Annotated in this window: 27 protein-coding genes and 2 pseudogenes; 10 read left to right on the top strand and 19 right to left on the bottom strand. The window is 74.1% G+C overall.

Features of this window, described 5'->3' with window-relative positions:
- Window position 1: 1 nt before the first annotated feature.
- Window positions 2–1,240 carry a tryptophan synthase subunit beta gene (trpB, locus tag AB0C04_RS08570; RefSeq protein WP_357050329.1) on the bottom strand — a complete coding sequence of 413 codons (1,239 nt, stop codon included), beginning with the start codon at window positions 1,238–1,240 and terminating at the stop codon, window positions 2–4.
- A gap of 38 nt (window positions 1,241–1,278) precedes the next feature.
- Entirely contained in the window at window positions 1,279–2,082 is an 804-nt protein-coding gene (gene trpC / locus AB0C04_RS08565) for an indole-3-glycerol phosphate synthase TrpC (protein WP_350872951.1), read from the bottom strand.
- A gap of 482 nt (window positions 2,083–2,564) precedes the next feature.
- Between trpC and AB0C04_RS08560 the strand changes: the two genes are divergently transcribed.
- The gene (locus AB0C04_RS08560; RefSeq protein ID WP_357050791.1) at window positions 2,565–2,831 is read left to right on the top strand and encodes a hypothetical protein; all 267 of its coding nucleotides are present in this window, start codon (window positions 2,565–2,567) and stop codon (window positions 2,829–2,831) included.
- On the opposite strand, the gene AB0C04_RS08555 is transcribed toward AB0C04_RS08560, so the two are convergent.
- From AB0C04_RS08555 to AB0C04_RS08535, 5 genes and pseudogenes are all read right to left on the bottom strand, one after another.
- A complete protein-coding gene (locus AB0C04_RS08555) occupies window positions 2,824–3,399 on the bottom strand; it encodes a Trp biosynthesis-associated membrane protein (protein WP_357050326.1) in 576 nt (191 codons plus the stop codon). The two genes, AB0C04_RS08560 and AB0C04_RS08555, sit on opposite strands and share 8 nt — an antisense overlap.
- Window positions 3,396–4,949, bottom strand: coding sequence for an anthranilate synthase component I (locus AB0C04_RS08550; protein ID WP_357050324.1), 1,554 nt, complete (start codon window positions 4,947–4,949; stop codon window positions 3,396–3,398). Before AB0C04_RS08550 ends, AB0C04_RS08555 begins: the two co-directional genes overlap by 4 nt.
- Window positions 4,950–4,998: 49 nt before the next feature.
- On the bottom strand, window positions 4,999–5,403 hold the full coding sequence (hisI, locus tag AB0C04_RS08545) for a phosphoribosyl-AMP cyclohydrolase (RefSeq protein ID WP_357050788.1): 405 nt from the start codon (window positions 5,401–5,403) through the stop codon (window positions 4,999–5,001).
- A 201-nt stretch (window positions 5,404–5,604) separates the two neighbouring features.
- Window positions 5,605–6,201 (bottom strand): annotated as a pseudogene (locus tag AB0C04_RS08540) (phosphoribosyl-AMP cyclohydrolase); the annotation flags it as partial.
- 243 nt (window positions 6,202–6,444) lie between these two features.
- Window positions 6,445–6,840, bottom strand: coding sequence for a MerR family transcriptional regulator (locus tag AB0C04_RS08535; protein ID WP_357050321.1), 396 nt, complete (start codon window positions 6,838–6,840; stop codon window positions 6,445–6,447).
- Window positions 6,841–6,945: 105 nt separating this feature from the next.
- On the opposite strand from AB0C04_RS08535, the gene AB0C04_RS08530 reads away from it, so the two are divergent.
- The 3 genes from AB0C04_RS08530 (at window position 6,946) to AB0C04_RS08520 (ending at window position 9,142) form a co-directional block, all read left to right on the top strand.
- Entirely contained in the window at window positions 6,946–7,686 is a 741-nt protein-coding gene (locus tag AB0C04_RS08530) for an ABC transporter ATP-binding protein (protein ID WP_357050318.1), read from the top strand.
- Window positions 7,683–8,438, top strand: coding sequence for an ABC transporter permease (locus AB0C04_RS08525; protein ID WP_357050315.1), 756 nt, complete (start codon window positions 7,683–7,685; stop codon window positions 8,436–8,438). The genes AB0C04_RS08530 and AB0C04_RS08525 overlap by 4 nt, the downstream gene beginning before the upstream one ends.
- A 107-nt stretch (window positions 8,439–8,545) precedes the next feature.
- The gene (locus AB0C04_RS08520; protein ID WP_350872948.1) at window positions 8,546–9,142 is read left to right on the top strand and encodes a TetR family transcriptional regulator; all 597 of its coding nucleotides are present in this window, start codon (window positions 8,546–8,548) and stop codon (window positions 9,140–9,142) included.
- A gap of 25 nt (window positions 9,143–9,167) precedes the next feature.
- Here AB0C04_RS08520 and AB0C04_RS08515 read toward each other — a convergent pair whose 3' ends face one another.
- Entirely contained in the window at window positions 9,168–9,908 is a 741-nt protein-coding gene (locus AB0C04_RS08515) for a DUF2470 domain-containing protein (RefSeq protein WP_357050310.1), read from the bottom strand.
- A 68-nt stretch (window positions 9,909–9,976) separates the two neighbouring features.
- Between AB0C04_RS08515 and rpsD the strand changes: the two genes are divergently transcribed.
- Window positions 9,977–10,588 (top strand): 30S ribosomal protein S4, encoded by a 612-nt coding sequence (gene rpsD, locus AB0C04_RS08510; RefSeq protein ID WP_357050307.1) that lies wholly within the window; start codon window positions 9,977–9,979, stop codon window positions 10,586–10,588.
- 7 nt (window positions 10,589–10,595) lie between these two features.
- On the opposite strand, the gene AB0C04_RS08505 is transcribed toward rpsD, so the two are convergent.
- Window positions 10,596–12,374 carry an ABC transporter ATP-binding protein gene (locus AB0C04_RS08505; protein WP_357050304.1) on the bottom strand — a complete coding sequence of 593 codons (1,779 nt, stop codon included), beginning with the start codon at window positions 12,372–12,374 and terminating at the stop codon, window positions 10,596–10,598.
- A gap of 109 nt (window positions 12,375–12,483) precedes the next feature.
- Window positions 12,484–14,361 carry an ABC transporter ATP-binding protein gene (locus AB0C04_RS08500; protein WP_357050301.1) on the bottom strand — a complete coding sequence of 626 codons (1,878 nt, stop codon included), beginning with the start codon at window positions 14,359–14,361 and terminating at the stop codon, window positions 12,484–12,486.
- A 160-nt stretch (window positions 14,362–14,521) separates the two neighbouring features.
- Between AB0C04_RS08500 and AB0C04_RS08495 the strand changes: the two genes are divergently transcribed.
- The 3 genes from AB0C04_RS08495 to AB0C04_RS08485 all read left to right on the top strand — a co-directional run bounded on the left by AB0C04_RS08495 (window position 14,522) and on the right by AB0C04_RS08485 (window position 18,185).
- Window positions 14,522–15,151, top strand: coding sequence for a TIGR03085 family metal-binding protein (locus tag AB0C04_RS08495; protein WP_357050298.1), 630 nt, complete (start codon window positions 14,522–14,524; stop codon window positions 15,149–15,151).
- A 126-nt stretch (window positions 15,152–15,277) separates the two neighbouring features.
- A complete protein-coding gene (locus AB0C04_RS08490) occupies window positions 15,278–16,222 on the top strand; it encodes a terpene synthase (RefSeq protein WP_357050295.1) in 945 nt (314 codons plus the stop codon).
- Between the two features lie 136 nt (window positions 16,223–16,358).
- Window positions 16,359–18,185 (top strand): long-chain fatty acid--CoA ligase, encoded by a 1,827-nt coding sequence (locus AB0C04_RS08485; RefSeq protein ID WP_357050292.1) that lies wholly within the window; start codon window positions 16,359–16,361, stop codon window positions 18,183–18,185.
- 119 nt (window positions 18,186–18,304) lie between these two features.
- Here the strand turns inward: AB0C04_RS08485 and AB0C04_RS08480 are convergent.
- A pseudogene (locus AB0C04_RS08480) lies at window positions 18,305–18,751 on the bottom strand (low temperature requirement protein A); the annotation flags it as partial.
- A gap of 106 nt (window positions 18,752–18,857) precedes the next feature.
- Window positions 18,858–20,315: a PLP-dependent aminotransferase family protein gene (locus tag AB0C04_RS08475; protein ID WP_357050289.1), complete on the bottom strand. Its 1,458-nt coding sequence runs from the start codon at window positions 20,313–20,315 to the stop codon at window positions 18,858–18,860.
- A gap of 58 nt (window positions 20,316–20,373) precedes the next feature.
- Between AB0C04_RS08475 and AB0C04_RS08470 the strand changes: the two genes are divergently transcribed.
- Complete coding sequence (locus AB0C04_RS08470) at window positions 20,374–21,027, top strand: hypothetical protein (RefSeq protein WP_357050286.1); 654 nt, start codon at window positions 20,374–20,376, stop codon at window positions 21,025–21,027.
- A 102-nt stretch (window positions 21,028–21,129) separates the two neighbouring features.
- Complete coding sequence (locus AB0C04_RS08465) at window positions 21,130–21,591, top strand: hypothetical protein (protein WP_350872472.1); 462 nt, start codon at window positions 21,130–21,132, stop codon at window positions 21,589–21,591.
- Between the two features lie 18 nt (window positions 21,592–21,609).
- Here AB0C04_RS08465 and hisF read toward each other — a convergent pair whose 3' ends face one another.
- From hisF to AB0C04_RS08430, 7 genes are all read right to left on the bottom strand, one after another.
- Complete coding sequence (hisF, locus tag AB0C04_RS08460; protein WP_357050282.1) at window positions 21,610–22,377, bottom strand: imidazole glycerol phosphate synthase subunit HisF; 768 nt, start codon at window positions 22,375–22,377, stop codon at window positions 21,610–21,612.
- Window positions 22,378–22,503: 126 nt separating this feature from the next.
- Window positions 22,504–23,508, bottom strand: coding sequence for an NADP-dependent oxidoreductase (locus tag AB0C04_RS08455; RefSeq protein WP_357050279.1), 1,005 nt, complete (start codon window positions 23,506–23,508; stop codon window positions 22,504–22,506).
- A complete protein-coding gene (locus AB0C04_RS08450) occupies window positions 23,505–23,930 on the bottom strand; it encodes an organic hydroperoxide resistance protein (RefSeq protein WP_357050276.1) in 426 nt (141 codons plus the stop codon). Before AB0C04_RS08450 ends, AB0C04_RS08455 begins: the two co-directional genes overlap by 4 nt.
- A gap of 6 nt (window positions 23,931–23,936) precedes the next feature.
- Window positions 23,937–24,383 carry a MarR family transcriptional regulator gene (locus AB0C04_RS08445; protein WP_357050273.1) on the bottom strand — a complete coding sequence of 149 codons (447 nt, stop codon included), beginning with the start codon at window positions 24,381–24,383 and terminating at the stop codon, window positions 23,937–23,939.
- Window positions 24,384–24,483: 100 nt separating this feature from the next.
- Window positions 24,484–24,873 carry a RidA family protein gene (locus AB0C04_RS08440; protein ID WP_357050270.1) on the bottom strand — a complete coding sequence of 130 codons (390 nt, stop codon included), beginning with the start codon at window positions 24,871–24,873 and terminating at the stop codon, window positions 24,484–24,486.
- A complete protein-coding gene (priA, locus tag AB0C04_RS08435) occupies window positions 24,870–25,595 on the bottom strand; it encodes a bifunctional 1-(5-phosphoribosyl)-5-((5-phosphoribosylamino)methylideneamino)imidazole-4-carboxamide isomerase/phosphoribosylanthranilate isomerase PriA (protein WP_357050268.1) in 726 nt (241 codons plus the stop codon). Before priA ends, AB0C04_RS08440 begins: the two co-directional genes overlap by 4 nt.
- Window positions 25,596–25,609: 14 nt before the next feature.
- Window positions 25,610–25,933 carry a hypothetical protein gene (locus tag AB0C04_RS08430; protein ID WP_357050265.1) on the bottom strand — a complete coding sequence of 108 codons (324 nt, stop codon included), beginning with the start codon at window positions 25,931–25,933 and terminating at the stop codon, window positions 25,610–25,612.
- Between the last annotated feature and the right edge of the window lie 38 nt (window positions 25,934–25,971).

Genomic DNA, 25,971 nt, shown 5'->3' with positions numbered 1-25,971 from the left:
CTCACTGCTCCTTGTCGAGGATGCCGAAGTAGTCGCCGGCGGTGTGCACGTCCTTGTCGCCCCGGCCGGAGAGGTTGACCACGATGGTGGGCTGCCGGCCCAGCTCGGCGGCGAGCTTCGGGGCGATCGCGACGGTGCCGGCGAGCGCGTGCGCGCTCTCGATCGCCGGGATGATCCCCTCGGTGCGGCAGAGCAGCTCGAACGCGGCCATCGCCTCGTCGTCGGTGACCGGGGCGTAGGTCGCCCGGCCGGTGTCGTGCAGCCAGGCGTGTTCCGGCCCGACCCCGGGGTAGTCCAGGCCGGCGGAGATCGAGTGCGACTCCTGGGTCTGGCCGTCGGCGTCCTGCAGCACGTAGGTGCGGGTGCCGTGCAGCACGCCGGCGGAGCCGCCGGTGATGCTGGCCGCGTGCCGGCCGGTGGCGACCCCGTCGCCACCCGCCTCGAAGCCGTAGAGCCGCACGTCCGGGTCGCCGACGAAGGCGTGGAAGATGCCGAGCGCGTTGGAGCCGCCGCCGACGCAGGCGGTCACCGCGTCGGGCAGCGCGCCGGTCAGGTCGAGGCACTGCTGGCGGGCCTCGTCGCCGATGCCGCGTACGAAGTCGCGCACCATGGCCGGGAACGGGTGCGGGCCGGCGGCGGTGCCGATCAGGTAGTGGGTGTCGTCGACGTTGGCGACCCAGTCCCGCATCGCCTCGTTCATGGCGTCCTTGAGGGTCCGCGAGCCGTTGGTCACCGGGACGACCGTGGCGCCGAGCATCCGCATCCGGGCCACGTTGAGCGCCTGCCGCTCGGTGTCCACCTGGCCCATGTAGACCACGCACTGAAGGTCGAACAGCGCGGCGGCGGTGGCGGTGGCCACCCCGTGCTGGCCGGCGCCGGTCTCCGCGATCACCCGGGTCTTGCCCATCCGCTTGGTGAGCAGCGCCTGACCGAGCACGTTGCGCACCTTGTGCGCGCCGGTGTGGTTCAGGTCCTCCCGCTTGAGCAACACCCGGGCGCCGACCTTCGCGGAGAGCCGTCGGGCCTCGTAGAGCAGCGACGGCGTGCCGGCGTAGTCACGCAGCAGCACGCCGAACTCGGCCCGGAAGGACTCGTCCGCCATCGCCGTGCGCCACGCCCCGTCGAGCTCGTCCAGCGCGGCCACCAGGGCCTCGGGCACGAAACGGCCGCCGAAGCGGCCGAAGTGGCCGGCGGAGTCGGGCTGCGGGCCGGCCGCCGGGGCCAGCGCGTCGGCGCTCATCGGATCGTCCTCTCGCTGCGGGCGGAGCCGGCGCGGGATCAGCGCGCCGGGCGGGGCGTGGCCGGGTGGTTGCCGGCGTTGACCAGCTCGGCCACCGCCTCCCGGGGGCTCTTCTGGGTGACCAGGCCCTCGCCGACCAGCACCGCGTCGGCGCCGGCCGACGCGTACCGGATGAGGTCGTGCGGGCCGCGTACACCGGACTCGGCGATCTTGACGACGCTGCTCGGCAGGCCGGGCGCGATCCGCTCGAAGACCGAGCGGTCGACCTCCAGGGTACGCAGGTCGCGGGCGTTGACCCCGATGACCTGCGCACCGGCCTCCAGCGCCCGGTCGGCCTCCTCCTCGTCGTGCACCTCGACGAGCGCGGTCATGCCGAGCGACTCGATCCGCTCCAGCAGGCCCATCAGCACGTTCTGCTCCAGCGCGGCGACGATCAGCAGCACCAGGTCGGCGCCGTGCGCACGCGCCTCGTGCACCTGGTAGCTGGAGACCACGAAGTCCTTGCGGAGCACCGGGATCTGCACCGCGGCGCGGACCGCCGCCAGGTCGTCCAGCGAGCCGCCGAACCAGCGCCCCTCGGTGAGCACGCTGATCGCCCGGGCGCCGCCGGCCGCGTAGTCGCCGGCCAGATCGGCCGGGTCGGCGATCTCGGCGAGCTGACCCTTGGACGGCGAGGAGCGCTTCACCTCGGCGATCACCGCGACGCCGGGGCGGCGCAGGGCCGCGTACGCGTCCAGGGGCGGCGGGGCGGCGGCGGCCAGTTCCCGGATCCGCTCCAGCGGAACCTGCTCCTGTCGCCGGGCGACGTCCTCGCGCACCCCGGCCAGGATCTCGTCGAGCACGCTTGCGGACGCCGCCGGACCGGCCTCGTCCCCCTCCGCGTGCGCATGCTCAGCAGTCACCATCGGACTCCCCTCTCCGGGTGTCATGGGCCGATGCTAGGGGGCGCCAGCTGGCGCCAGGTGGTGGGGGTATGGCGCTCCTCACGAAACCGGCTGGGGCATAATGGCCGACCTGCCGTGAAGAGGATGTCACGCAGCGCCACCTCCCGGACCGACCGGCGACGCTCGGGGCCAACCCCGGCTCGCATCGACGTCGACGCATAGATCATGCCACCACCGGGTCGCCCGCCGCCCGCTCAGCGATGAGCGTCGATGCTGTGATCAAGCTCAAGGACGAGTGGCTCTGTCCCTGGTGTTGGGCCCTGATGGACAGTTGACCGGCCGGTCACCGCGGCGAAACGTGAGCCGGCAAGCATGTCCCTCAGGCAGACTCGATGACGCGCCTGCCGACCCGTCGCCAACCATCCTCCTGCGGGGTGACCATGAGCACTGCCGATCCGAACCCGACCGTCGGACTGACCACCATCTCGCGGACCGTCGCGTCCCTCGCCGTCGGCGTGGTGCACACGCTGGAGCGCGCGGTGGTCGGCGAGGGGCGGATGCGGACCGCGCGGGGGAACGCGTGGGAGGCGGTCTGCGCCGACCGGGCCCGCGCCGACCGGCGGGCCGAGCTGGACCGCCTGGTGGCCGAGCTGGCCGCGACCCGGGCCGCCGCCCGCCGTCAGCGCGAGGAGCAGCCGGTCAGCTGACCGTCGGGTCCTCGCCCCGGTCCAGCGCGTCCCACGCCTCGGTGGTGCGCCGCCCGGCGACCGGGCCGGACGGTGCGGCCACCGGTCCCGCCGGCTCGACCCGGGACGGCCGCTCGTACCGGGCGCCCATCGCCGGCCAGCCGCGCCCGCGCAGCGCCGTCAACAGCCCACCCGCGGCGGCCATCAGCCCGCCGAGCAGACAGAGGGCGGGCCACTGCCGGTTCACCGCCCCGGCGAACCCGGCCAGCAGGCCGTAGCCACCGCCGACCGCCACCGCCACCCCGAGCAGGGCGAGCAGGGCGCCGAGCAGTTGGCGCAGCCGGCCCCGGGTGGCGAGCACCGCGCCCCCGCCGGCCAGCCCGACCACCGCCAGGGCCGGCAGCCACGGCAGCAGGCCACCACCGCTGTGGGTGGTGCGCTCCGGCGGCAGCGGCGTCGGGCGTACGGTCAGCTCGACCGACCAGGTGCGGGTCGCCGCCCAGAGCGCGAGGCCCGCGCCGGCGAGGCTGAGCAGCACCGCGTACGTCAGCTCGCGCCGTCCCGCGCCCGGCCGCGCACCCCCCGTCATCGGGCGGCCCGGAGGGTTTCGGCGGCGACGATGGCGGCCAGCACGGCTGCGGCCTTGTTCCGGGTCTCCTGGTCCTCGGCGGCCGGGTCGGAGTCGGCCACCACGCCGGCTCCGGCCTGCACGTAGGCCCGCCCGTCGCGGATCAGCGCGGTCCGGATGGCGATCGCCATGTCCAGGTCGCCGCCGAAGCCGAAGTAGCCGACGGTGCCGCCGTAGACGCCGCGCCGGACCGGCTCCAGCTCCTCGATGATCTCCATGGCGCGCACCTTCGGCGCGCCGGAGAGGGTGCCGGCCGGGAACGTCGCGGCCAGCGCGTCGAACGCCGTCCGGTCCGCCCGCAGCGTGCCGACCACGGTGGAGACGATGTGCATGACGTGGCTGTACCGCTCGATGGTGGCGAACTCGGGCACCTCGACCGTGCCCGGCTGGCAGACCCGGCCGAGGTCGTTGCGGCCCAGGTCGACCAGCATGACGTGCTCGGCCCGCTCCTTCGGGTCGGTGAGCAGCTCGGCGGCGAGCCGGGCGTCGGCGACCGCGGTGCCACCACGCGGTCGGGTGCCGGCGATCGGGTGCAGCAGCGCCCGGCGCTGCCCGTCGGCGGCGGTGGTCACCTTCAGGTGCGCCTCCGGCGAGGAGCCGACGATGTCGAAGCCGTCGAAGCGCAGCAGGTACATGTACGGGCTCGGGTTGGTGGTGCGCAGCACCCGGTAGACGTCCAGCGGGTCGGCGTGGGTGGCCCGCTCGAACCGCTGCGACAGCACGATCTGGAAGCACTCGCCGGCCCGGATCGCCTCCTTGGCCGCCTCCACCGCCTTGGGATAGCCGCCGTCCGGGGTCCGGCTGGCCACCTCGCCGGTCGGGGGCCGGTCGACCGTGGAGATCATCGGCGGGATCGGCCGGGACAGCGCGGTGGTCATCGCGTCCAGCCGCCCCACCGCGTGGTGGTACGCCGCGGCGACCCGCGCGTCCCGGTCCGGCTCGTCCAGCGGGGGCAGGACCGCGTTGGCGACCAGGATCGCCGAGCCGTCGTAGTGGTCGAGTACCACCAGGTCGGTGGCGAGCATCATGCCCAGCTCCGGCACGCCCAGGTCGTCCTCGGTCAGCTCGGGCAGCCGCTCGAAGCGCCGGACGAGGTCGTAGCCGAGGTAGCCGACCATGCCCCCGGTCAGCGGCGGCATCCCGCTGGCCGGGTCCCAGGCCGGGCCGGCGAGGGCCGCGACGGTCTCCCGCAGCACCTCGACCGGATCACCGGTGGTGGGCAGCCCGGCCGGCGGCTGGCCGAGCCAGGCCGCCGCGCCGTCCCGCTCGACCAGGGTGGCGCCGCTGCGTACACCGATGAACGAGTAGCGCGACCAGGCCATCCCGGCGGAGCCGACGCCCTGCTCGGCGGACTCCAGCAGGAAGGTGCCCGGGCCGCCGGCCAGCTTCCGGTAGACCCCGACCGGGGTCTCCGCGTCGGCGAGCAGCCGCCGGGTCACCGGCACCACCCGCCAGCGGGCGGCCAGCCCGGTGAAGGTCGCCTCGTCGGGGCTCACCACGCCGTCGGTCATGACCGGACCCGTCCCTGGCGTCCCGCGCCGCCGGCGGGGGCCGCGGCGCTCACGGCGCCTCCGCGCCGGTGACCGGCAGTTCCTCGAAGAAGCAGGTGCGGTGACCGGTGTGGCACGCCGCGCCGACCTGGTCGACGCTCACCAGCAACGCGTCGCCGTCACAGTCCAGCGCCACCGAGCGGACGTACTGGTGGTGCCCGGAGGTGGCGCCCTTGACCCAGTACTCCCGGCGGCTGCGCGACCAGTAGGTCGCCCGTCCGGTGGTGAGGGTGCGATGCAGCGCCTCGTCGTCCATCCAGGCGACCATCAGCACCTCGCCGGAGCCGTGCTGGCGCACGACCGCCGCCACCAGCCCGTCGGCGGTACGCCGGAGCCGGGCCGCGATGGCCGGGTCGAGCCGGGACGGGCGGGCCGTGGCCGTCGGCTCGCTCGCTTCGCTGGGGGCGCCGGTCACCGGCGCGTCAGGTACGGGCACAGTGAGCCATTCTCCCGCACGCGGCGCGGGCACCGGCGACGGCTCCCGACCGGGCCGGTTCGGACCCTCGGTGGGGCCGGTGAGCTGGGCGACGTAGCGGTGCAGCCGGCCGTCGAGCAGCGCGTCGGCCAGGTCCGCCCCGGCGGCCTCGGCGATCCGCGCGGCGTACGGGCGGATCAGCGGGAGCGTGCCGGTCACCAGCCGCACCGCCGCCGCCCAGAGCTGCCCGGTGGCGCCGGGACGCAGGCCGAGGCAGAGCAGCATGTCCTCGCGGTAGCCGGGCGGCGCGACCGGCAGGTTCAGCGCGGCGGCGAACGCGGCCCGGCGGGAGGCGACCCGCACCGAGGGGTTGGCCAGCCGGAGCACCGAGGGGCAGAGCCGGGCCAGGTCCGCGGCGGCGAGCCGGACGCCGAGGTGGTCCGCGGTTGCCCGGGCCCGGGCAGCCTTACCGAGCGTGGCGATCAGCTCTTCCAGCTGCGGCTCGCCGGCCGGCTGGCAGAGCACCGGCAGGTCGATCCGGCGCCGCCAGTGCGCGTCGGCCCAGAGCAGCCGGGCCGGCGCGAAGACCGGCAGGCCGAACGCCCAGTCGGCGGGCTCGCCGAGTCGGGCCACCCAGGACCGGATGTCCCGGGCGGCCACCGACACGTGGGTCAGCCTGCCCGGAGTCCGCGCCAGGTACGCCCGCTGCGCCGCGTACGGGGCGCCGACGACCAGCACGTCGAGGTCGACGTCGCTGTGCGCGGTGGCCGCCTGCCGGGCATGGCTGCCGCGCAGCATGATGCCGACGACGGGTCGCTCGGCGAACTGGCGCAGCCGGGCGGCCCAGTCGTCGAGGAAGCCGGCGTCCGGTAACGGAGCGTGACCCACGGCGTCATCGTGCCGCACGTCCGTTCGAGGCGCAATGTCCGATGCCGGACCGACTGTCCGGTCCGATGGCTAGTGCCCGAGGCTTCTGATTGCTGCCTCAGGATACCTTTCGTCGGTGACCGTCGATCTTCCGGTCACCCGTCCGGTGGCGGGTCACCGGACCTCCTGCTCCGCCCGGCGGTAGGCATCGATCTTGTACTCGAGCACCTTCAGGTCGTCCTCGAGGTCGGCCATCCGTTGCAGTACCCGGTCACGGTGCGCCTCGAAGAGCGCCCGCCGGGCGCCGAGGGTGTGGTCGCCCTGCCGGGCCAGCTCGGCGTAGCGGCGCATGTCCCGCACCGGCATGCCGGTCCGGCGCAGCCGGGTGAGCAGGAAGAGCCAGTCCACGTCGCCGGGGGTGTAGCGACGTCGCCCGGCGGAGTCCCGCCCGACCGGGGCCACCAGGCCCTCCTGCTCGTACCAGCGCAGCGTGTAGGTGGTGAGGCCGACCCGCTCGGCCGCCTCGCCGACGGTGAGGGTGATCTCCCGAGTGCTGATGTCCACGTCCACCCGTCCAGGCTTCCAGTTCGAGTGCACACGAAGTCAACCGTTGCGTGCCGGCCGGTATCTCATCTAGCGTTGAGTTCAACACTTGATGAGTTTGGGAGGTGGACGATGGACGATGCGATCGCCGTCCGTGACCTGGTCGTCGACCGGGGTCGACGGCGGGTGCTGCACGGCATCAGCTGCGCGGTCCCGCGCGGCGCGGTCACCGGGCTGCTGGGGCCGAGCGGCAGCGGCAAGACCACCCTCATGCGCGCGGTGGTCGGGGTGCAGGTGGTCCACGGCGGCAGCGTCACCGTGCTGGGCCAGCCCGCCGGGTCCGCCGCGCTGCGCCACCGGGTCGGCTACCTCACCCAGGCGCCCAGCGTCTACGCGGACCTGACCGTGCGGGAGAACGCCCGCTACTTCGCCGCGCTCTACGGGCGCGGCCACGCCGAGGCCGAGCAGGCGATCCGCGACGTGGGGCTCGCCTCGGCCGCCGGCCAGCTGGTGGGCAATCTCTCCGGCGGCCAGCACAGCCGCGCCTCGCTGGCGTGTGCGCTGGTCGGCCAACCGGAGCTGGTCATCCTGGACGAGCCCACGGTCGGGCAGGACCCGGTGCTGCGGGCCGACCTCTGGGCCCGGTTCCACGCCATGGCCGCGGCCGGCACCACGCTGCTCGTCTCCAGCCACGTGATGGACGAGGCGGCCCGCTGCAACCGGCTGCTGCTGATCCGCGAGGGGCGGCTGATCGCCGACGACAGCCCCGACGCGGTGCGCGCCGCGGCCGGCGTCGACGACCTCGACGAGGCGTTCCTGCGACTGATCCGGGCCGGCGAGGCGGCGCCGGCCGGCACCGGGGAGGCGGCGTGAACGCCCGGATCCTGGCCGCCACGACCGGCCGCGTCCTGCGTCAGCTGCGGCACGACCGACGCACCGTCGCGCTCCTGGTCGCCGTCCCGGCCGCGCTGCTCACCCTGGTCTACTTCATGTACGCCGACCAGCCCACCCCGCCCGGACAGCCGTCGACGTTCGACCGGGTGGCGCTGGTCATGCTCGGCATCTTCCCCTTCGTGATCATGTTCCTGGTGACCAGCATCGCCATGCTCCGGGAGCGCACCACCGGCACGCTGGAACGGCTGCTCACCACCCCGCTGGGCAAGCTGGACCTGCTCTTCGGCTACGGCATCGCGTTCGGTCTCGCCGCCACCGTGCAGGCCGCGGTCGCCGCCGGGGTGGCGTACTGGGTCTTCGACCTGGACACCGCGGGCAGCAGCGGGCTGGTGATCCTGATCGCGGTGGTCGACGCGGTGCTCGGCGTCGCGCTCGGGCTGCTCTGCAGCGCCTTCGCCCGCACCGAGTTCCAGGCCGTACAGTTCATGCCGGTCGTGGTCGTCCCCCAGCTGCTGCTCTGCGGGCTCTTCGTGGCCCGGGATCAGATGGCCGGCTGGCTCCAGGCGGTCAGCGACGCGCTGCCGCTGTCGTACGCCGTCGAGGCGTTGCAGGAGGTCGGCGCGCACGCCGACCCGACCGGTCGGATGTGGCGGGACCTGACGGTGGTGGCCGGGGCCGTGGTGCTCGCCCTGGTGCTGGCCGCGACCACCCTGCGGCGGCGCAGCGGCTGACCCGGCGCCCGGGCCGGCCGGCGGCGCCGGCGGGCCCGGGCACGGCGCCCGGCGGGGGCCGGGCAACCACGTCCCGGGGGCGGCGGATGAACGAGCGAAGGGCGGCGATGACGCGACGGACCGGCCGGCGACCCGGCAAGCCGGACACCCGCGAGGCGATCCTCGACGCGGCACGGGCGGCGTTCGCCGAGCGCGGCTTCGACGCGGCCTCGATCCGGTCGATCGCCGCCGCCGCCGGCGTGGACCCGGCCCTGGTGCACCACTACTTCGGCAACAAGGACCAGCTCTTCCTGGCGGCGATGCAGGCGCCGGTCAATCCCCGGGAGCTGCTGCCGAAGGTGCTCGCGGGCGGCCCGGACGGCATCGGCGAGCGCCTCGTCCGGATGTTCCTCGGAGTCTGGGACTCCCCGGCCAGCACCGCCGGGGTGGCGCTGCTGCGCTCGGCGGTGAGCAACGAGTGGACGGCCCGGCTGCTGCGGGAGTTCATCGTCACCCAGGTGCTGCGCCGGGTGCTGGAGCACCTCGACATCGACCCGGCCGAGCTGCCGCTGCGCGGCTCGCTGGTGGCCAGCCAGCTGATCGGGCTGGCCATGATGCGGCACGTGATCCGGCTGGAGCCGGTCGCCTCCGCCGCCCCGGAGACGCTGGTGGCCACCGTCGGGCCGACCGTGCAGCGCTACCTCACCGGCGACCTCACCGGCTGACCGCGGGTCGCCGAGCCGGCCCCGGTCAGCCCGCGGCGGCGCGGGGGCAGACCATCGGGTGCAGCAGCCGGACCAGCTCGGCGTGGTCGGCGACCGGGTGCGGAAAGGCGAGCCGGACCCGCCGCCGGGCGCCGGGCCGCCCCAGGGCGACGACCAGCCCGTACCGGTCGATCCGAACCACCCGGGGCGGGCCGTCGCCGTCGTCGGTCAGCCCGAGCTGCCGGCGCAGGTAGCCCGCCACCTCGGCACCGTGGTGGTCCGCGAGGTCGGCCAGCAGCTCCGCCTCGACCGGGTGCAGCGGATCCGGCTCCGCCGCGGCGTACGCCTCGGGGTCGATCCGGCGCACGCCGCCGGCGCGCTCCCAGCGCGCCTCGACCACCTCGAAGCGGAACAGCCGGAACCGGACGCCCAGGTCGAGCAGGTCACCGGTCGGCTCGGCGGCGGCGAAGTCGACCGCCGCCGCCCGTGCCTCGTCGCCGCCCAACTCGGTCGCCCAGCCGGAGACCCAGGCCCGGCCCAGCGTCGGCGCGCCGGCCGCGGGCGGCAGGTCGAGCACGTCGAGGACGAGCGCGACGTCGTCCTCGCCGTCCGCCGGACGCAGCGCGGCGGCCAGGTCGCTGACCACCGGCACCAGCAGCAGCACCTGCCCGTCCGGATCGGTGACGTGCCGCACGTGGTGCGGACCGGGCCGGTGCGCGAGGTGGACGAGACCGGGAAGCCGGCCCGCGACGAGAGTGCGGACGATCTCCGCGGGGCTGGGCCGCATGACGCTCTCCTTCATAGGTTAGCCTTACCTAACTAGCACCCTAGAGCACTCGATCGGAGAGGTCCACCGTGAACCAGTCCCGGCCCAAGGTCCGGCTCTCCCGCGCCCTCGGCATCCCCCTGACCGCCAAGTGCGTCAAGTACTTCGAGCGTCGGCCCTTCCCCCCGGGCGTGCACGGCCGGCAGCGCCGCAAGACTTCCGACTACCAGGTGCGGCTGCTGGAGAAGCAGCGCCTGCGCCGCCAGTACAACGTCAGCGAGACCCAGCTGCGCCGCACCTTCGACGAGGCGGTCCGGGGCGCCGGCAAGACCGGCGAGAGCCTGGTCGCGCTCCTGGAGCGGCGACTCGACGCGGTGGTCCACCGGGCCGGGCTGGCCCGCAGCATCTACCAGGCGCGGCAGCTGGTCGCGCACGGGCACATCACCGTCGACGGACGCAAGGTCGACCGGCCGTCGTACCGGCTGCGCCCCGGCCAGGTGGTCGGCGTCCGGGAGCGCAGCCGGGAACGACTGCCGTTCCAGCTCGCCGCCGCCGGCGCCAACCGCGGCGACGGGCCGGGCCAGCCGTACCTGTCGGTGGACCTGGCCACGCTGCGGGCGACCCTGGTGCGCGAGCCGGAACGGCACGAGGTGCCGGTGATCTGCGACGAGCAGCTGGTGGTGGAGTTCTACTCCCGCTGACCCGCGCTCAGCGGGTCTGCTCCAGCCACGAGGCGTAGAGCAGGCCGTAGGTGGACTCGGGGTCGCGGACCAGCTCGTCGTGCGGCCCGCGCTGGACGATCCGACCCCGGTCCACCACGATCACCTCGTCGGCGGCCTGGGCGGTGGAGAGCCGGTGCGCGATGGCGAGCGTGGTCCGCCCCCGGGTGACCGCGTCCAGGGTGCGTTGCAGCCGCACCTCGGTGGCCGGGTCGACCGCGCTGGTCGCCTCGTCCAGCACCAGCAGGTCGGGGTCGGCCACATACGCCCGGGCCAGCGCGACCAGCTGCCGCTCTCCCACGCTCAGCGCCTCGCCGCGCTCCCCCACCGGGGTGTCCAGCCCGGCGGGCAGCCCGGCGAGCCAGTCGGCCAGCCCCAGCTCACCGAAGGCCGTGCCGAGCTGCTCGTCGGTCAGCTCCGGCCGGGCGAACCGGACGTTCTCCCCCACCGTGGCGTCGAAGAGGAAGCCGTCCTGCGGCACCATCACCACCCGCGAACGCAGCGAGTCGAACCGGACGTCGTCCAGCGGCACCCCGGAGAGCAGCACCGCCCCGGCGGTCGGGTCCATCAGCCGGGTGAGCAGCTTGGCGAAGGTGGTCTTGCCGCTGCCGGTCTCGCCGACCACCGCCACCCGGCTCTTCGCCGGGATCTCCACGTCGATCTCGTGCAGCACCGGCGGACCGCCCGGATAGGCGAAGCCCACTCCGGAGAAGCGGATGTCCAGCGGACCGGCCGGCAGGTCCCGCCCCTGCTCGCCGGGGTCGGCCACGTCCGGCGCCACGTCCAGCACGTCCAACACCCGGCGCCAGCCGGCGATCGCGTTCTGCGCCTCGTTGAGCACCTCGGTGGCGATCTGCACCGGCTGGATGAAGAGGGTGACCAGGAACAGGAACGCGGTCAGCTGACCGATGGAGAGGGTGCCGTCCACCCCGAGGGTGACCCCGAGCACCACCACGCCGGCCAGCGCCAGGCCCGCCGCCAGCTCGCCCACCGAGCTGCCCACGATGCTGATCCGGATGGCCCGCTGCTGCGCCTGACGCTGCCCGTCGATCGCCTCGTCCAGCCGCCGGGCGGTGCGCCCGGCGATGCCGTACGCCCGGATCACCGGCGCGCCGACCACGCTCTCACCGATCGCACCGAGCAGGGTGCCGGTGCGCTGGCGGACCGTCCCGTACGCCGCGCCGAGCCGGCGCTGGAGCTGCCGGATCACGAACACCGCCGGCAGGAAGGCGGCGAACACCACCAGCGTCAGCTGCCACGAGTACACCAGCATCACGATCGTGGTGACCACCAGCTGACCGAGGTTGACCAGCAGGATCACCCCGCCCCACTGGAGGAACTGGGTGATCTGGTCGACGTCGCTGGTCACCCGGGAGACCAGCGAGCCACGCCGCTCCGACTGCTGGTGCAGCATCGACAGGTCGTGCACGTGCCGGAACGCCCTGGTCCGGACGTTGGCCAGCGCGGTCTCGCTCACCGTGAACAACCGGCGCATCATCAGGTAGCCGCAGAGCGTGGTCACCGCCAGGATGACCGCGGTCACCGCCGTCACGATCCACACCACGTCGAGGTCCAGCCCGCCGACGATGCCGCGGTCGATGCCCTGCTGCACGGCGACCGGCACGGCGACCCGGCCGACCATGTAGACCAGGGCCAGGCCCAGGGTGCCGATCAGCCCCGTACGCAACTCCGGGGAGAGCGCCAGGCCCCGGCGCAGCGTCCGCCAGGTCGACTCGCCCGCCTCCGGCCGCTCCTCGACCTCACTCACCGGTCCACCCCTCCGTTCGCGACTGCGGGGCTCGCAAGCTCACTCCTCGCGCTCACCGGTGCCGGCCTTTCGTTCGCGACTGCGGGGCTCGCAAGCTCACTCCTCGCGCTCACCGGTCCACCTCGATCTCCAGGCCCGACGACAGCGGGTCGGCCCCCTCGTCGTACGGCTCTTCCTGGGCGCGCTCCACCTCGGCCTGCTCGTAGGCGGTGACCAGGTCGGTGTAGCCGGGCACCGTGGCGAGCAGCTCGGCGTGCGTGCCCCGGGCCACCACCCGGCCCTGCTCGATGTAGATCACCTCGTCGGCCAGCGCGATGGTGGCCCGCCGGTACGCCACCACCAGGATCGACGCGACGGCGGCGCCGGGCCGGTCGGCCGAGCGCAGCCCGGCCAGGATGGCCGCCTCCACTCTCGGGTCGACCGCGCTGGTCGCGTCGTCGAGGACCAGCAGCCGGGGCCGGCCGGCCAACGCCCGGGCCAGGGTCAGCCGCTGCCGCTGCCCGCCGGAGAGCGAGGTGCCCCGCTCCCCGACCATGGTGTCCAGCCCGTCGGGCAGCGCGGCGACGAAGCCGTCCGCCTCGGCCAACCGCAGCGCCGCCCAGACGTCGTCGTCGCCGATCCCCGGCCGGTCCAGCGCGATGTTGGCGCGCACCGTGTCGTCGAAGACGAACGGCACCTGGGCGACCAGCGCGGCGGTACGGGCCAGCGACCCGGCGGTGAGCTGGCGGACGTCCACCCCGTCCAGGGTGACCGTGCCCGCGCGCGGGTCGACCAGCCGCACGGCCAGCGACGCGATGGTCGACTTGCCGGCGCCGGTGGGCCCGACCAGTGCGACCGTCCGACCGGCCGGCACGGTGAAGGTGACCTCGCCGAGCACCTCGGTGCCGGGCAGGTGCGCCTCGGCCGGCTCGTAGCCGAAGCTGACGTCGGCGAACTGGAGGGTGGCCGGTGTCGGGTCGGCCGGCAACTCGCGGTCGCCGTACGGCATCTCGCCGGTGGCGTCGAGCACCCGGCTGACCCGGTCCCAGCCGGCGACGCTGCGCGGCAGCTCGGCCAGGACCCAGCCGATCGCCCGCACCGGGAAGGCCAGCACGGTGAAGAGGAACGCCACGCTGACCAGCTCGGTGACGTCGATCGCGCCCTGCCGCAGCCGGAACGCGCCGACCACCAGCACGGCGAGGGTGCCCAGGCTGGGCAGGGCCTCCAGCATCGGGTCGAAGACGCCGCGCAGCCGCCCGACCGCGATCAGCGCGTCGCGCAGCTCGCCGGCGCGCCCGGCGAACCGGGCGGTCTCCTGCGCCTCCCGGCCCATCGTCTTGACCACCAGCGCGCCGTCGAAGCTCTCGTGGGCGATCCCGCTGACCTCGGCCCGCAGCCGCTGGGCCCGGGCCTGTCGGGGCGCCATCCGGCGGGAGTAGACCACGTTCAGCGCGAACAGCGCCGGGAAGACCGCCAGCCCGACCAGGGCCAGCGCCCAGTCGGTGACGAAGAGCGACACGACCGCGCCGACCAGCATCACCAGGGTGCCGACCGCGAACGGCAGCGGCGCGATCGGATACCAGGCCGCCTCGACGTCGGAGTTGGCGTTGGAGAGCAGGGTGCCGGTGGCGTTGCGGTGGTGCCAGGAGAGCGGCAGATCGAGGTAGCGGCGGGTGACCCGGCGCCGGTAGGCGGCCTGGAGGCGGTACTGCATGTAGCCCGCACCGAGCCGGCGGCCGAAGATCCCGACCACCCGCAGCACGCTGATCCCGAAGAGCGCCGTCGCGGCCAGGACGAGCGCGCCGACGCCGATCGACCCGCGGGCGATCGCGGGGACCACCACGTCGCCGACCACCGCGCCGACGACGTACGCGCTGGCGATCACCATGAGCCCGAAGAGCACACTGCCGCTCACCGCGACCGCGAAGATCCGGGGCTGCTCCCGGATCGCCCTTCCGAGGACCACGAAGCCCCGGATGAGCACGTCCCGACTCGTCTTGCTCGCCACGCGTTCCCCCGCCGTAAGCCTTAATTATCTCCTCCATCCTTACCGTTCGGGGCGGGTGATGCCGACCGCGTGGGTATGTCGACGGTCACGTGCCTTGTCCGCGCGGCGTCGTGGGCCGCGCCGGCGAGCCGGCCGGGACTTCCGGGCCTACCATCGGGCCATGTCGCGGTACGCCCGAACCGAGCGCGAAGCGCTGGCCGATCTCCTGCTGACCGTCGGGCCGGACGCGCCGACCGTGGCCGAGGGATGGTCGACGCGTGACCTCGCCGCACACCTGGTCCTGCGGGAACGCCGCCCGGACGCCGCCGGCGGCATCGTGCTCCCGCCGCTGCGCGGCTACGCCGAGCGGGTCCGCCGGCGGATCGCCGCCCGGCCGTTCGCCGAGCTGGTGGCGCAGGTACGCCGGCCGCCGGTCTGGAGTCCGGTGAGCAACCCGCTCACCGACGAGGCGGCGAACACGATGGAGTTCTTCATCCACCACGAGGACGTGCGCCGGGCCCGGCCCGGGTGGCTGCCCCGGGACCTGCCGGCCGGTCTGCAGTCCGCGCTCTGGCGGCGGGCCGCGCAGCTGGCCCGGCTGACGCTGCGCCGGTTCCCCGCCGATCTCTACGTGCAGGCGCCCGGATACGGCGAACTCTCCGTCGGCCGGGGCGGCGAGCCGCTGCGGGTGGTCGGCGCACCGGGCGAGTTGACGTTGTTCCTCTCCGGCCGCCAGCGGGTCGCCCGGGTCCAGTTGGCCGGGCCGGCGGCGTCGGCGCAGCGGCTGCGGGGCGCCAGCCTGGGGTTGTAACTGACTGTGCGTGAACGGTCACCCACTGTCCGTCCTGCATTTTGCACCCAGCGACCCGCACCGATCTCTGCTCCCGTACGCTTTCCGCGCTGCCGCGCGTGGGGCGCGGCACAAACTGGGGGCACCATGCGGATCTTCGCGGTCTCGGCGCTGCGGGAACCCCCCTTCCCGGCGGGACGCCACCACGGCACCGATCTGGCGGCGGAAGAGAGCACGGCGTGGGCGCAGAGTTTCGGGCTGATCAGTTCCGGACATCGGCTTGACCGACTGCGCCGGGCGGACGCTGCCGGGCTGGCGGGCCGCGCCTGCCCGGACGCACCGCTGGAACGGCTCTGCCTGCTGACCGACCTGATCTCCTGGCTCTTCGTGGTGGACGACGCCTGCGACGAGGACGGCCTCGGCGCCGCGCCCACCCGCCTGGCGCCGGTGGTGGCCGGGCTGATGGACGTGCTCGACCGGCACGGCGACGCGGGGGTCGCACCGCCCGCCGCCGGCGCGCTCGGCGCCGCGCTGCACGACCTCTGCCGCCGGGTCCGGGCCGCCGGGCATCCGGCGCTGCTGCTGCGGTTCGTCAGCCGGTTGCGCGACTACCTGCTGGCGCTGCTGTGGGAGGCGGCGAATCGCGAGCACCGGCGCGCGCCCGGGGTGGCCGAGTACGTCCAGATGCGGCGACACACCGGCGGGGTCCACCCCAGCTTCGCGCTGACCGACCTCGCCCTGGACGGGCTGCCGGGTGCGGGGCCGCAGGCCGAACCGGCGCTGCTCGCCGTGGACACCCTCGCCGCGGACCTGGTCTGCTGGTGCAACGACGTCTTCTCCTACGCCAAGGAGCGGGTCGCCCCGGACGGGCACAACCTGGTCACGGCGATCGCCCGGGAGTCCCGACAGGGCGAGGCCGAGGCCCTGCTGGCGGCGGCGGACCGGTTCAACGGGGCGTTGGCGGCGTACCTGGCCGGCGAAGCCGCGTTGCTGGCGACCGGCGACGAGGCGATCCGCCCGGTGCTCACCGCGCGCCGCAACTGGATCCGGGCCACCTACGACTGGTCGCTGATCGCCGCCCGTTACGCCTGAGGAGTCCGTTCCGCCTGCTGGGACGAGCCTGTCGGACGATCACCCGGGCTAGCCGTCGCCGGGTGCCACGCAATACTCTGCGGTAACCACCATGACGTGACGACCGTCACGCCACACCCCCGAAGGCGGCACAGCGATGGCTCTCGATGTACCGTACCGCTCCATCCCCGACATGTTCCTCAAGCGCGTGGCGGAAACGCCCGACCGCCAGGCCTTCGCCCACCCCGCGGCTGACGACTCCGGCCCGGTCTGGCTGACCTGGCGACAGGTGGGCGACCGTGCCAAGGCGGTCGCCGCCGGGCTGCACGGGCTCGGCCTCGGCCTTGAGGAACCGGTGGCGATCCTGGCGCCCACCCGGCTGGAGTGGGTGATCGCGGACCTCGGCATCATGTGTGCCGGCGGCGCGACCACGACCGTCTACCCGACCACCGAGCCGGAGGACGCGACCTACATCATCGCCGACTCGGGGTCGCGGGTGCTCTTCGCGGACAACGCCGACCAGGCCGCCAAGATCGCCGGCGCCGAGCTGCCCGCGCTGACCCACGTGGTGCTCTTCGACGGCGTCGCCGACCCGAACGCCGCCATCCCCCAGCTCACCCTGGCCGAGCTGGAGCGCCGCGGCGAACAGGCGTTGACCGCCGAGCCGGATCTGATCGACATGATCGTCGCGGGCATCGGCCCGGACCATCTGGCCACCCTGATCTACACCTCGGGCACCACCGGCCGCCCCAAGGGCGTCGAGCTGCTGCACGGCGGGTGGGTCTGGGAGGGCGTCGCGCAGGCCGAGCTCGGCCTGCTGCGCCCCGACGACCTGCAGTACCTCTGGCTGCCGCTGTCCCACTCGTTCGGCAAGACGCTGCTCTGCGGTGCCACCCACGTCGGCCTGCCCACCTACGTCGACGGCCGGGTGGAGAAGCTGGTCGACCTGCTCGGAGTGATCCGGCCGACGCTGATGTGCGGCGCCCCCCGCGTCTTCGAGAAGGTCTACAACAAGTCGGTGACCACCGCGCAGGACGCCGGCGGCGCGAAGGCGAAGATCTTCGCCTGGGCGGTACGCGTCGGCAAGGAGAAGGTCGCCCTGGAACAGGCCGGCAAGCCGCTCCCGGCCGGGCTGAAGCTGCGCTACGGGCTGGCCGAGAAGCTGGTCTTCAGCAAGATCCAGGCCCGGCTCGGCGGCCGGATGCGGGTGCTGGTCTCCGGCGCGGCACCGCTCAGCCCGGAGATCGCCACCTTCTTCGCCGCCGCCAACCTGCCGATCTCGGAGGGCTACGGCCTGACCGAGACCAGCGCCGGCAACTTCGTCAACCCGCCGGACGGGCTGCGGATCGGCACGGTCGGCCGGGCGATGGGCGACCTGGAGTGCCGGATCGACACCGACGGCGAGATTCTGCTGCGCGGCCGGCCGGTGATGCGCGGCTACCACAACCTGCCCGCGGATACCGCCGCCGCCTTCACCGAGGACGGCTTCTTCCGCACCGGCGACATCGGCAGTCTGGACGACCAGGGCTACCTACGGATCACCGACCGGAAGAAGGACCTGGTCAAGACGTCCGGCGGCAAGTACATCGCGCCCTCGCACATCGAGGGGATGTTCAAGGCGATCTGCCCGTACACCTCGCAGGCGATCGTGATCGGCCAGGCCCGCAACTACTGCACCATGCTGGTCACGCTGGATCCGGACGCGATCAAGGGTTGGGCCGCCGGCACGCCGCTGGAGGGGCGCGACTACGCCACGGTGGTGGCCTCGCCCGAGGCGCGGGCCATGGTCGAGGAGTATGTCGCCCAGCTCAACGCCAAGCTCAACCGCTGGGAGACCATCAAGAAGGTCACCATCCTGCCGCGCGACCTCACCATTGAGGACGGTGAGATCACCCCGTCGCTGAAGATCAAGCGGCGCGGCGTGGAGAGCAACTTCTCGACCGAGATCGACAAGATGTACCAGGGCACGCTCGCCGAACTCTGAACGCGCCGAGCCGGTGGCCCGCCCCCTCCGGGCGGGCCACCGGGTGCGGCATCAGCGCAGCTCCGGCGCGGGTCGACTGCCGGGTGCGGGGGCCCGGGTGAGTCGGTGATCCGTTGCGGCAGCAGCGCGGCCGAGAAGAGCAGCACCGTCCCGCCGAGCATCGGCAGGGCGGCGCGGAGCAGTTGGCGGCGCAGACCGCGGTCGCCCCGGGCGGCGGACCAGTAGATCACCAGGTGCAGGACCCGGACCGTCAGGTAGCAGGCGGCGAAGACGACCGGCCCGGAGAGCCCACCGGGCAGGTCGTCGAACGCCTCCGGAATGGTCACCGCGACCACGAACATGGTGGCCATCACGGCGAAGAGCACCAGCCACACCGGCCCCTCGTCGGCGCGCACCGTGTTGCCGAGCCAGGCGTAGCAACACCAGCACCACCAGAGCAGCGCGAGCACCAGCAGGCCCCGCCCGGTGAGGTCGTCGGCCATCAGCGTGGTCACCTGGGTGAGCCCGTAGACGAAGACCAGGTCGAAGAAGAGCTCCAGCGGGGTGACTGCGGAGCCCTCGGTCATCACCCGCATCCGCGACGCCCGTCGCGTCGTGCCGCTGTCCAGCACGGCGGTCAGTCTGACAGCCGGCTGACCCGGCCGTGGCCCCGCGACGGCCGCCGCGCCGGGGTCAGGCGATGACCGCGGGCTCCCGCCACTGCGGTCGGGCGGCCCGGTCCAGGTCGTAGCGGACCGTCGCGATCCGGTCGACCGCCTCCACCAGTTCCCCCGCTGGCAGCGTGAAGGGCAGCCGCAGGAACCGCTCCAGCGTCCCGTCCAGCCCGAACCGGGGACCGGGCGCGAGCCGTACGCCGACCTCCTCGGCGGCCCGGGCCAGCGCGCTGGAGATCGGCCCGTCCAGCTCCGCCCAGAGCGTCACCCCGCCGCGCGGCACGGTGACCCGCCAGTCCGGCAACCGCTCGGCGAGGGCGCCGAGCAGGGCGTCGCGCTGGGCGGCGAGCTGCGCCCGGCGGGCCGCCACGATCGCCGGCCCGTCGGCCAGCAGGTGTACCGCGACCAACTGGTCCAGCACCGGGCTGGCCATGTCCACCCCGACCCGGGCCGCGGCGAGGCGCTGCACCTGCGGGGCGGAGGCGCGTACCCAGCCGATGCGCAGGCCGCCCCAGTAGGGCTTGCTCATTCCGCCGATGGAGATCACCCGGGAGTGCCGGTCGAAGGTCGCCGTCGGTGGGGGCAGCTCGGTGCCGTCCAGCGGCAGCTCCACGAAGGACTCGTCGACCACCAGGTCGGTGCCGGCGGCGTGGGCCGCGGCCACCACCCGCTCGCGCAGGTCGGTCGGCATCAGGTGGCCGGTGGGGTTGTGGAACTCCGGGATCAGGTACGCCAGCTTCGGCCGGGTCTGCCGCAGGCTGCCGAGCAGCAGGTCGGCGTCCCAGCCGGCGCCGTCCGCGGCCAACCCGTGGGTGGCGATCCGGGCCCGCCGGGCGGCCAGCGCGGCGAGCGCGTTCGGGTAGGTCGGCGACTCCACCAGGACGCTGGCGCCCGGCGCGAGGGCGAGCCGCAGCACCAGGTCGAGGGCGTGCTGGGTGCCGCTGGTGACCATGATCTGCTCGGCCGAGGTGGGCAGGCCCCGCTCGGTGTACGCGGCGGCCACCGCCTCGCGCAGCTCGACGATCCCGGTCGGGTGGTAGCCGGCGCCGCAGAGGTAGCGGGGCAGGTCCTCGGCGGCGGCGCGGGCGGCCGGCACCAGCTGCGGCGGGGCGGCCAGCGCGGCGCAGCCGAGGTCGATCATGTCCAGATCGTCCTGCGGGGTCCAGAGCCCGGAGCTGGCCACCCGGTGGTTGCCGGGCAGCATGGTCCAGCTGCCGGCGCCGCGGCGGCTGGCCAGGTGGCCCGTCTCGCGCAGCTGCCGGTAGGCGGCGGTCACCGTGGTCCGGCTGATTCGCAGCGCCTCGGCCAGCTCCCGTTCGGCGGGCAGCCGGACGCCCAGCGGCAGCCGGCCGTCGGCGAGCAGCCCGCGGACCGCGCCGGCGAGCGCGGCGTAGTCGGGGCTGCGTCGGCGGCCGGGAAGGGCGTGCCACTGCCCGAGCAGCCGAGCCAATTGGACGCCCCGTACCTGACTCGTCATGGCCACTCCTGCGAGATTGGCTCTATCGCTCGGCGAATTGGCCCCTAGGTTGGCATGTATGGCAGCGATTGGCAATCTGCGGCACCGGCCGGCGCGACGGCTGACCCAGCTCTACCTGGGCCTGGGCCTCTACGGGGTGTCCATGGCCCTGATGATCCGCTCCGGGCTGGGCCTCGACCCGTGGGACGTGTTCCACCAGGGGCTGTCCCGGCTCACCGGGCTCTCGTTCGGCACGGTGACCATCGCGGTCGGCGCCCTCGTCCTGCTGCTCTGGATCCCGCTGCGACAGCGCCCCGGGCTCGGCACGGTCAGCAACGTGGTGGTGATCGGTCTGGTGGTGGACGCCACGCTGGCCCTGCTGCCGGCGGGCGGTCCGCTCTGGGTCCGGATCGGACTGCTGGTCACCGGGATCGTGGCCAACGGCGCGGCCACCGGGCTCTACCTGGGTGCCCGGCTCGGCCCCGGCCCGCGCGACGGGCTGATGACCGGCTACGTCGCCCGCCGACCGGGCCGGTCGATCCGCCTGGTCCGGACCGTGATCGAGGTCACCGTGCTGGCGCTGGGGTGGCTGCTCGGCGGCACCGTCGGGCTCGGCACCGTCGCCTACGCGCTCAGCATCGGCCCGCTGGCACAGCTGTTCATTCCCCTGTTCGCCGTGGCCGAGCCGGAGGTCGACACCGCCGGGCCGGTGGCCGCGCAACCGGCGGGCTGAGAAGTCACGCAGCGTCCGGCGAGGGGCACACCGGGCTGCTGCCGGCGGGGTCGGGGGTGGCCGGGTGTTCCCTTCCGCGACACGCGCCTGCATCATCTCTGCATGGGGGAGAGCGGATGGCGCCGGAGCGACGCCTGGATCTTCGTGTCGTTGGTCATCGCGAGCGGCGCCGGGCGGCACCGCCGGGCCGCGGCCAGCCGGCGGCCCGAGGGCGTACGCCTGGCCGACGTGCTCTCCACCGCCGATCACCTCAACCAGTCGATTCCCGAACGGCACGAGGTCGAGGCGGCGATCCAACGGTTGGCCGGGGCCGGGTTGGTGAGCGTCAGCGACGGCTGGTTCCGGATCACCGCCGAGGGTGAGCGGCTCTGGCGCAGCCGGCCGAGCGCCGGGCTGGCGACCACCGTGGACACCGTGCAGGGGGTGTTGAGCCGGCGGCACGCACCGGGCAGTGCCGAGTGGACGCTCGACGAGGCCGACCACGCGGCGGCCGTGCAGGAATACGTCGTCCGCTCGATCCCCACCCCGCGGCGCTCTCCGGAGGGACACTCCGGGCGGGACTGAGCCGCCCGGGGCCGGCCGTCAGCGGACGGGGTGGCCGTCCCGGCGCAGCGCGTCCTTGACCTCGGCGACGGTCAGCTCACCGAAGTGGAAGACGCTGGCGGCGAGCACCGCGTCGGCGCCGGCGCCGACCGCCGGCGGAAAGTGGGCCACCTCTCCGGCGCCGCCACTGGCCACCACCGGCACGTCCACCACCCGGCGCACCGCGCCGATCAGCTCGAGGTCGAAGCCGGCCTTGGTGCCGTCGGCGTCCATCGAGTTGAGCAGCAGCTCCCCGGCGCCCAGCTCGGCGCCGCGGCGGGCCCACTCGACCGCGTCCAGCCCGGTGCCCCGCCGACCGCCGTGCGTGGTCACCTCGAAGCCGCTCGGGGTGGTGCCGGCCGGCGCCCGCCGCACATCCAGCGAGAGCACCAGCACCTGCCGGCCGAACCGGTCCGCGATCTCGGCGATCAGCTCCGGCCGGGCGATCGCGGCGGTGTTCACCCCGACCTTGTCCGCCCCGGCCCGCAGCAGGGTGTCGACGTCGGCGACCTGGCGTACCCCGCCGCCGACGGTGAGCGGGATGAAGACCGACTCGGCGGTGCGCCGCACCACGTCGAGCATGGTGCCGCGGTCGCTGCTGGAGGCGGTGACGTCGAGGAAGGTCAGCTCGTCCGCGCCGGCCCGGTCGTAGGCCGCGGCCAGCTCCACCGGGTCGCCGGCGTCGCGCAGGTCGAGGAAGTTGACGCCCTTGACCACCCGTCCGGCGTCCACGTCCAGACAGGGGATGACCCGTACCGCCACCGTCATGCCCCGACCCTATCCCGCCCGCCGCCCCGGCCCGTCGATCATGGAGTTGTGGTGCCGGATCCGGGGCGGTTTGCCGCCTTCATCCCCCACCACAACTGCATGATCGACGTTTACCGAACGGGCCGGTCAGAGGCGGACCAGCATCTTGCCCAGGTTCTCGCCGCGCAGGAGGCCGAGGAAGGCGGCCGGGGCGTTCTCGATGCCGTCGACGGTGGTCTCGTCGTAGGAGATCCGGCCCTCGCGCAGCCAGTCGGACATCTCCTGGACGAACTGCTCGCGCAGCGAGCCGTGGTCGCCCACCAGGAAGCCGCGCAGGGTGAGCCGCTTGCCGATGAGCAGCGCCAGGTTGCGCGGCGCGGCCGGCGGGGCGGTGTCGTTGTACTGGGCGATCATGCCGCAGATCGCCGCCCGGCCGTGCAGGCGCATGGCCGAGATCGCCGCCTCCAGGTGGTCGCCGCCCACGTTGTCGAAGTAGACGTCGATGCCCTCCGGCGCGGCGGCCTTCAGCGAGTCGCGGACCGGCCCGTCGTGGTAGTCGAACGCGGCGTCGAAGCCGAGCGCCCGCAGCCGCTCGACCTTCGCCGCCGAGCCAGCGCTGCCGACCACCCGGGCGGCGCCCTTGAGCTTGGCGATCTGCCCGACCAGGCTGCCCACCGCGCCCGCGGCGGCCGAGACGAAGACCGTCTCGCCCGGCCGCATCCCGGCCACCTCCAGCAGCCCGGCGTACGCGGTCAGCCCGGTCATCCCGAGCACGCTGAGGTAGGCGCTCAGCGGTGCCAGCTCTGGATCGACGGTCCGGGCCGACCGGGCGTCGACCAGCGCGTACTCCCGCCAGCCCAGCCCGTGCAGCACCACGTCGCCGGGGCTGAACCCGTCGGCCTCACTGGCCACCACCTCGCCGAGCGCGCCACCGTCGAGCGGCGCGTCGAGCGGGAACGGCGGCACGTACGACTTGACGTCGTTCATCCGTCCGCGCATGTACGGATCGACGGACATGAAGCGGTTGCGGACCAGGAGCTGGCCCGGCCCGGGCTTCGGCACCTCCGTCTCGACCAGCCGGAAGTTCTCCGCCGTCGGCCAGCCGTCCGGCCGGGAGGCCAGGTGGATCTCCCGGTTCAGCGGCCCGCTCACGCCGCCGCCCGCACGGTGAGCGCGACGTCGATGTTGCCGCGGGTCGCGTTCGAGTAGGGGCAGACCTGGTGCGCCTGCTCCACCAACTGCTCGGCCGCGGCGCGCTCGACGGTGGGCAGGTCGACCACGAGCGTCACGGTCAGCCCGAAGCCACCGGCGCCGTTCGGGCCGATGCCCACCTCCGCCTCGACGACCGAGCCGGTCACGTCGGCCTTGGCCCGCCGGGCGACCAGCCGCAGGGCACCGTGGAAACAGGCCGCGTAACCGGCGGCGAAGAGCTGTTCGGGGTTGGCCGCGCCGCCGGCGCCGCCCATCTCCTTCGGCACCGCGAGGTCGAGGTCGAAGGTGCCGTCGGAGGTGGCGACGTGGCCGTCGCGGCCGTCGCCGGTGGCCCGGGCGGAGGCGGTGTAGAGAACCTGCATGAGGGGTCAGTGCTCCTTCTGTCGGTGGATGGTCTCGGTGACCTGGGTGAGGGTGTCGCGCAGGGCGACCAGCTCCGGCACGGAGAGCCCGGTCGCCCGGGCGATCCGCGCCGGCACGTCGGCCACCCGCTGCCGCAGGGCTCGACCGGCGTCGGTCAGCCCGACCTCGACCCGCCGCTCGTCATCGGCCGCGCGCTGCCGGACCACCAGCCCGGCGCCCGCCAGCCGCTTGAGCAGCGGCGAGAGGGTGCCGGAGTCCAGCCGCAGCGCGGCGCCGAGCTCGGAGACGGTGGTGGTGTCGCCGTCGCGCTCCCAGAGCACCAGCAGCACCAGGTACTGCGGGTAGGTCAGCCCGACGGGGTCGAGGACGCCGCGGTAGACGTCGGTCATGGCACGCGAGGCGGCGTAGAGCGCGAAGCACACCTGCCCTCGCAGCACCAGGTCATCGGTCACCCGGGAAAGGTATCGCACAACTAAGTTGTGCACAACCTAAAAGCTCGAGCCGTCTCCCGGCCGGCGAAACCCGGCAATGCGGCGGTTCGCGGCGGCCCGGTCAGCGATCGCCGAGGTACGCCTCCAGCTCCACCTCGACCAGATGCTCCGGATCCAGCAGACCGGCCACCACCACCAGGGTCGCCGCCGGGCGGACCGCCCCGAAGACCGCGTTGTGCGCCCGGCCCACCTCGTCGGCGTAGCCGCGGTCGGTCACGTACATCCGGCTGCGGACCACGTCGCCCGGCTGCGCGCCCACCTCGGCGAGCGCGTCCAGGGCGATCCGCAGCGCCTGCGCGGTCTGCGCCGCGGCGTCCCCGACGTGGGCCACCTGACCGTCCACCGTGGAGGTGCAGCCGGCGGTCCAGGCCAGCTCACCGGCGCGGACCACCCGCGCGTAGCCGTAGGTGGCCTCCCACGGGCCGCCCGAGCCGAGCCGGGTGACCGTCACGCGGCGGCCAGCGTGTCGAGCGCCTGCCGCACCGTGAAGGCCCCCGCGTAGAGCGCCTTGCCGGTGATCACGCCCTCCACCCCGAGCGGTTCCAGGGTGGCCAGGGCCCGCAGGTCGTCCAGGGTGGAGACGCCGCCGGAGGCGATCACCGGCGCGTCGGTACGGGCGCACACCTCGCGCAGCAGGTCCAGGTTGGGCCCGCGCATGGTGCCGTCCTTGGTGATGTCGGTGACCACGTACCGGGCGCTGCCCGCCTTGTCCAGCCGCTCCAGCACCTCGAACAGGTCGCCGCCCTCGCGGGTCCAGCCCCGGGCGGCGAGGGTACGGCCGCGTACGTCCAACCCGATCGCCACCCGGTCGCCGTACTCCCCGACCACCCGGTCGCACCAGACCGGGTCCTCCAGGGCGGCGGTGCCGATGTTGACCCGGGCCGCCCCGGTGCCGAGCGCCGCGAGCAGCGACTCGTCGTCGCGGATGCCGCCGGAGAGCTCCACCTTGACGTCGAGCTGGCGGACCACCTCGGCGAGCAGGTGGGCGTTGGTGCCCCGGCCGAACGCGGCGTCCAGGTCGACCAGGTGGATCCACTGGGCGCCGTCGCGCTGGAAGGCCAGCGCCGCCTCGATCGGGTCGCCATAGCTGGTCTCGCTGCCGGCGGCGCCCTGGACGAGCCGGACGGCCTGGCCGTCGGCGACGTCCACGGCAGGCAACAGGGTGAGGCTCAACGTCTTCTCCTCAATCAGGTACGACGGTCCAGGGCGATCACGACGATCGCCGGCAGTACGAGCAGCAGCAGCACGACCAGCGCGAGGCGGAGCGCCAGGTCGTCCACGAACGACCAGATCAGAATCAGCGCGGCCGCGGTGAGCAGCACGATCGCGGCCCGTTCGGCGCGACTGTGCCGGGCCAGCCGGCCCGCGCTGCCCCGACGCAGCCGGGGCGTGATCCTGCGGAGCACCGCCCGGCGGCGTTCCCGGCGGGCCACCCGACGCCGGCGCGCGGCGCGCTCCCGGGCCAGTACGGCTTCGCGCGCCTCCCGGCGCCGGGCCCGTTCCTTGCTCACGCCGCCCCCCACCCGGCCGCGGCCACGGACGACTCAAC

Origin of the sequence: Micromonospora sp. NPDC048909 (genome assembly GCF_040649635.1) — a bacterium.
Taxonomy (GTDB): domain Bacteria; phylum Actinomycetota; class Actinomycetes; order Mycobacteriales; family Micromonosporaceae; genus Micromonospora.
Note: the sequence above shows the minus strand (reverse complement) of the source record. Positions and strands in the feature narration are given on the sequence as shown.

What these genes read in the sequence shown, in the direction of transcription:
- trpB (WP_357050329.1), bottom strand. Translation starts at nt 1,240, where the DNA reads ATGAGCGCCGACGCGCTGGCCCCGGCGGCCGGCCCGCAGCCCGACTCC.
- AB0C04_RS08560 (WP_357050791.1), top strand. Translation starts at nt 2,565, where the DNA reads ATGAGCACTGCCGATCCGAACCCGACCGTCGGACTGACCACCATCTCG.
- AB0C04_RS08555 (WP_357050326.1), bottom strand. Translation starts at nt 3,399, where the DNA reads ATGACGGGGGGTGCGCGGCCGGGCGCGGGACGGCGCGAGCTGACGTAC.
- AB0C04_RS08550 (WP_357050324.1), bottom strand. Translation starts at nt 4,949, where the DNA reads ATGACCGACGGCGTGGTGAGCCCCGACGAGGCGACCTTCACCGGGCTG.
- AB0C04_RS08530 (WP_357050318.1), top strand. Translation starts at nt 6,946, where the DNA reads ATGGACGATGCGATCGCCGTCCGTGACCTGGTCGTCGACCGGGGTCGA.
- AB0C04_RS08520 (WP_350872948.1), top strand. Translation starts at nt 8,546, where the DNA reads ATGACGCGACGGACCGGCCGGCGACCCGGCAAGCCGGACACCCGCGAG.
- AB0C04_RS08515 (WP_357050310.1), bottom strand. Translation starts at nt 9,908, where the DNA reads ATGCGGCCCAGCCCCGCGGAGATCGTCCGCACTCTCGTCGCGGGCCGG.
- AB0C04_RS08495 (WP_357050298.1), top strand. Translation starts at nt 14,522, where the DNA reads ATGTCGCGGTACGCCCGAACCGAGCGCGAAGCGCTGGCCGATCTCCTG.
- AB0C04_RS08490 (WP_357050295.1), top strand. Translation starts at nt 15,278, where the DNA reads ATGCGGATCTTCGCGGTCTCGGCGCTGCGGGAACCCCCCTTCCCGGCG.
- AB0C04_RS08485 (WP_357050292.1), top strand. Translation starts at nt 16,359, where the DNA reads ATGGCTCTCGATGTACCGTACCGCTCCATCCCCGACATGTTCCTCAAG.
- AB0C04_RS08475 (WP_357050289.1), bottom strand. Translation starts at nt 20,315, where the DNA reads ATGACGAGTCAGGTACGGGGCGTCCAATTGGCTCGGCTGCTCGGGCAG.
- AB0C04_RS08470 (WP_357050286.1), top strand. Translation starts at nt 20,374, where the DNA reads ATGGCAGCGATTGGCAATCTGCGGCACCGGCCGGCGCGACGGCTGACC.
- AB0C04_RS08465 (WP_350872472.1), top strand. Translation starts at nt 21,130, where the DNA reads ATGGGGGAGAGCGGATGGCGCCGGAGCGACGCCTGGATCTTCGTGTCG.
- hisF (WP_357050282.1), bottom strand. Translation starts at nt 22,377, where the DNA reads ATGACGGTGGCGGTACGGGTCATCCCCTGTCTGGACGTGGACGCCGGA.
- AB0C04_RS08450 (WP_357050276.1), bottom strand. Translation starts at nt 23,930, where the DNA reads ATGCAGGTTCTCTACACCGCCTCCGCCCGGGCCACCGGCGACGGCCGC.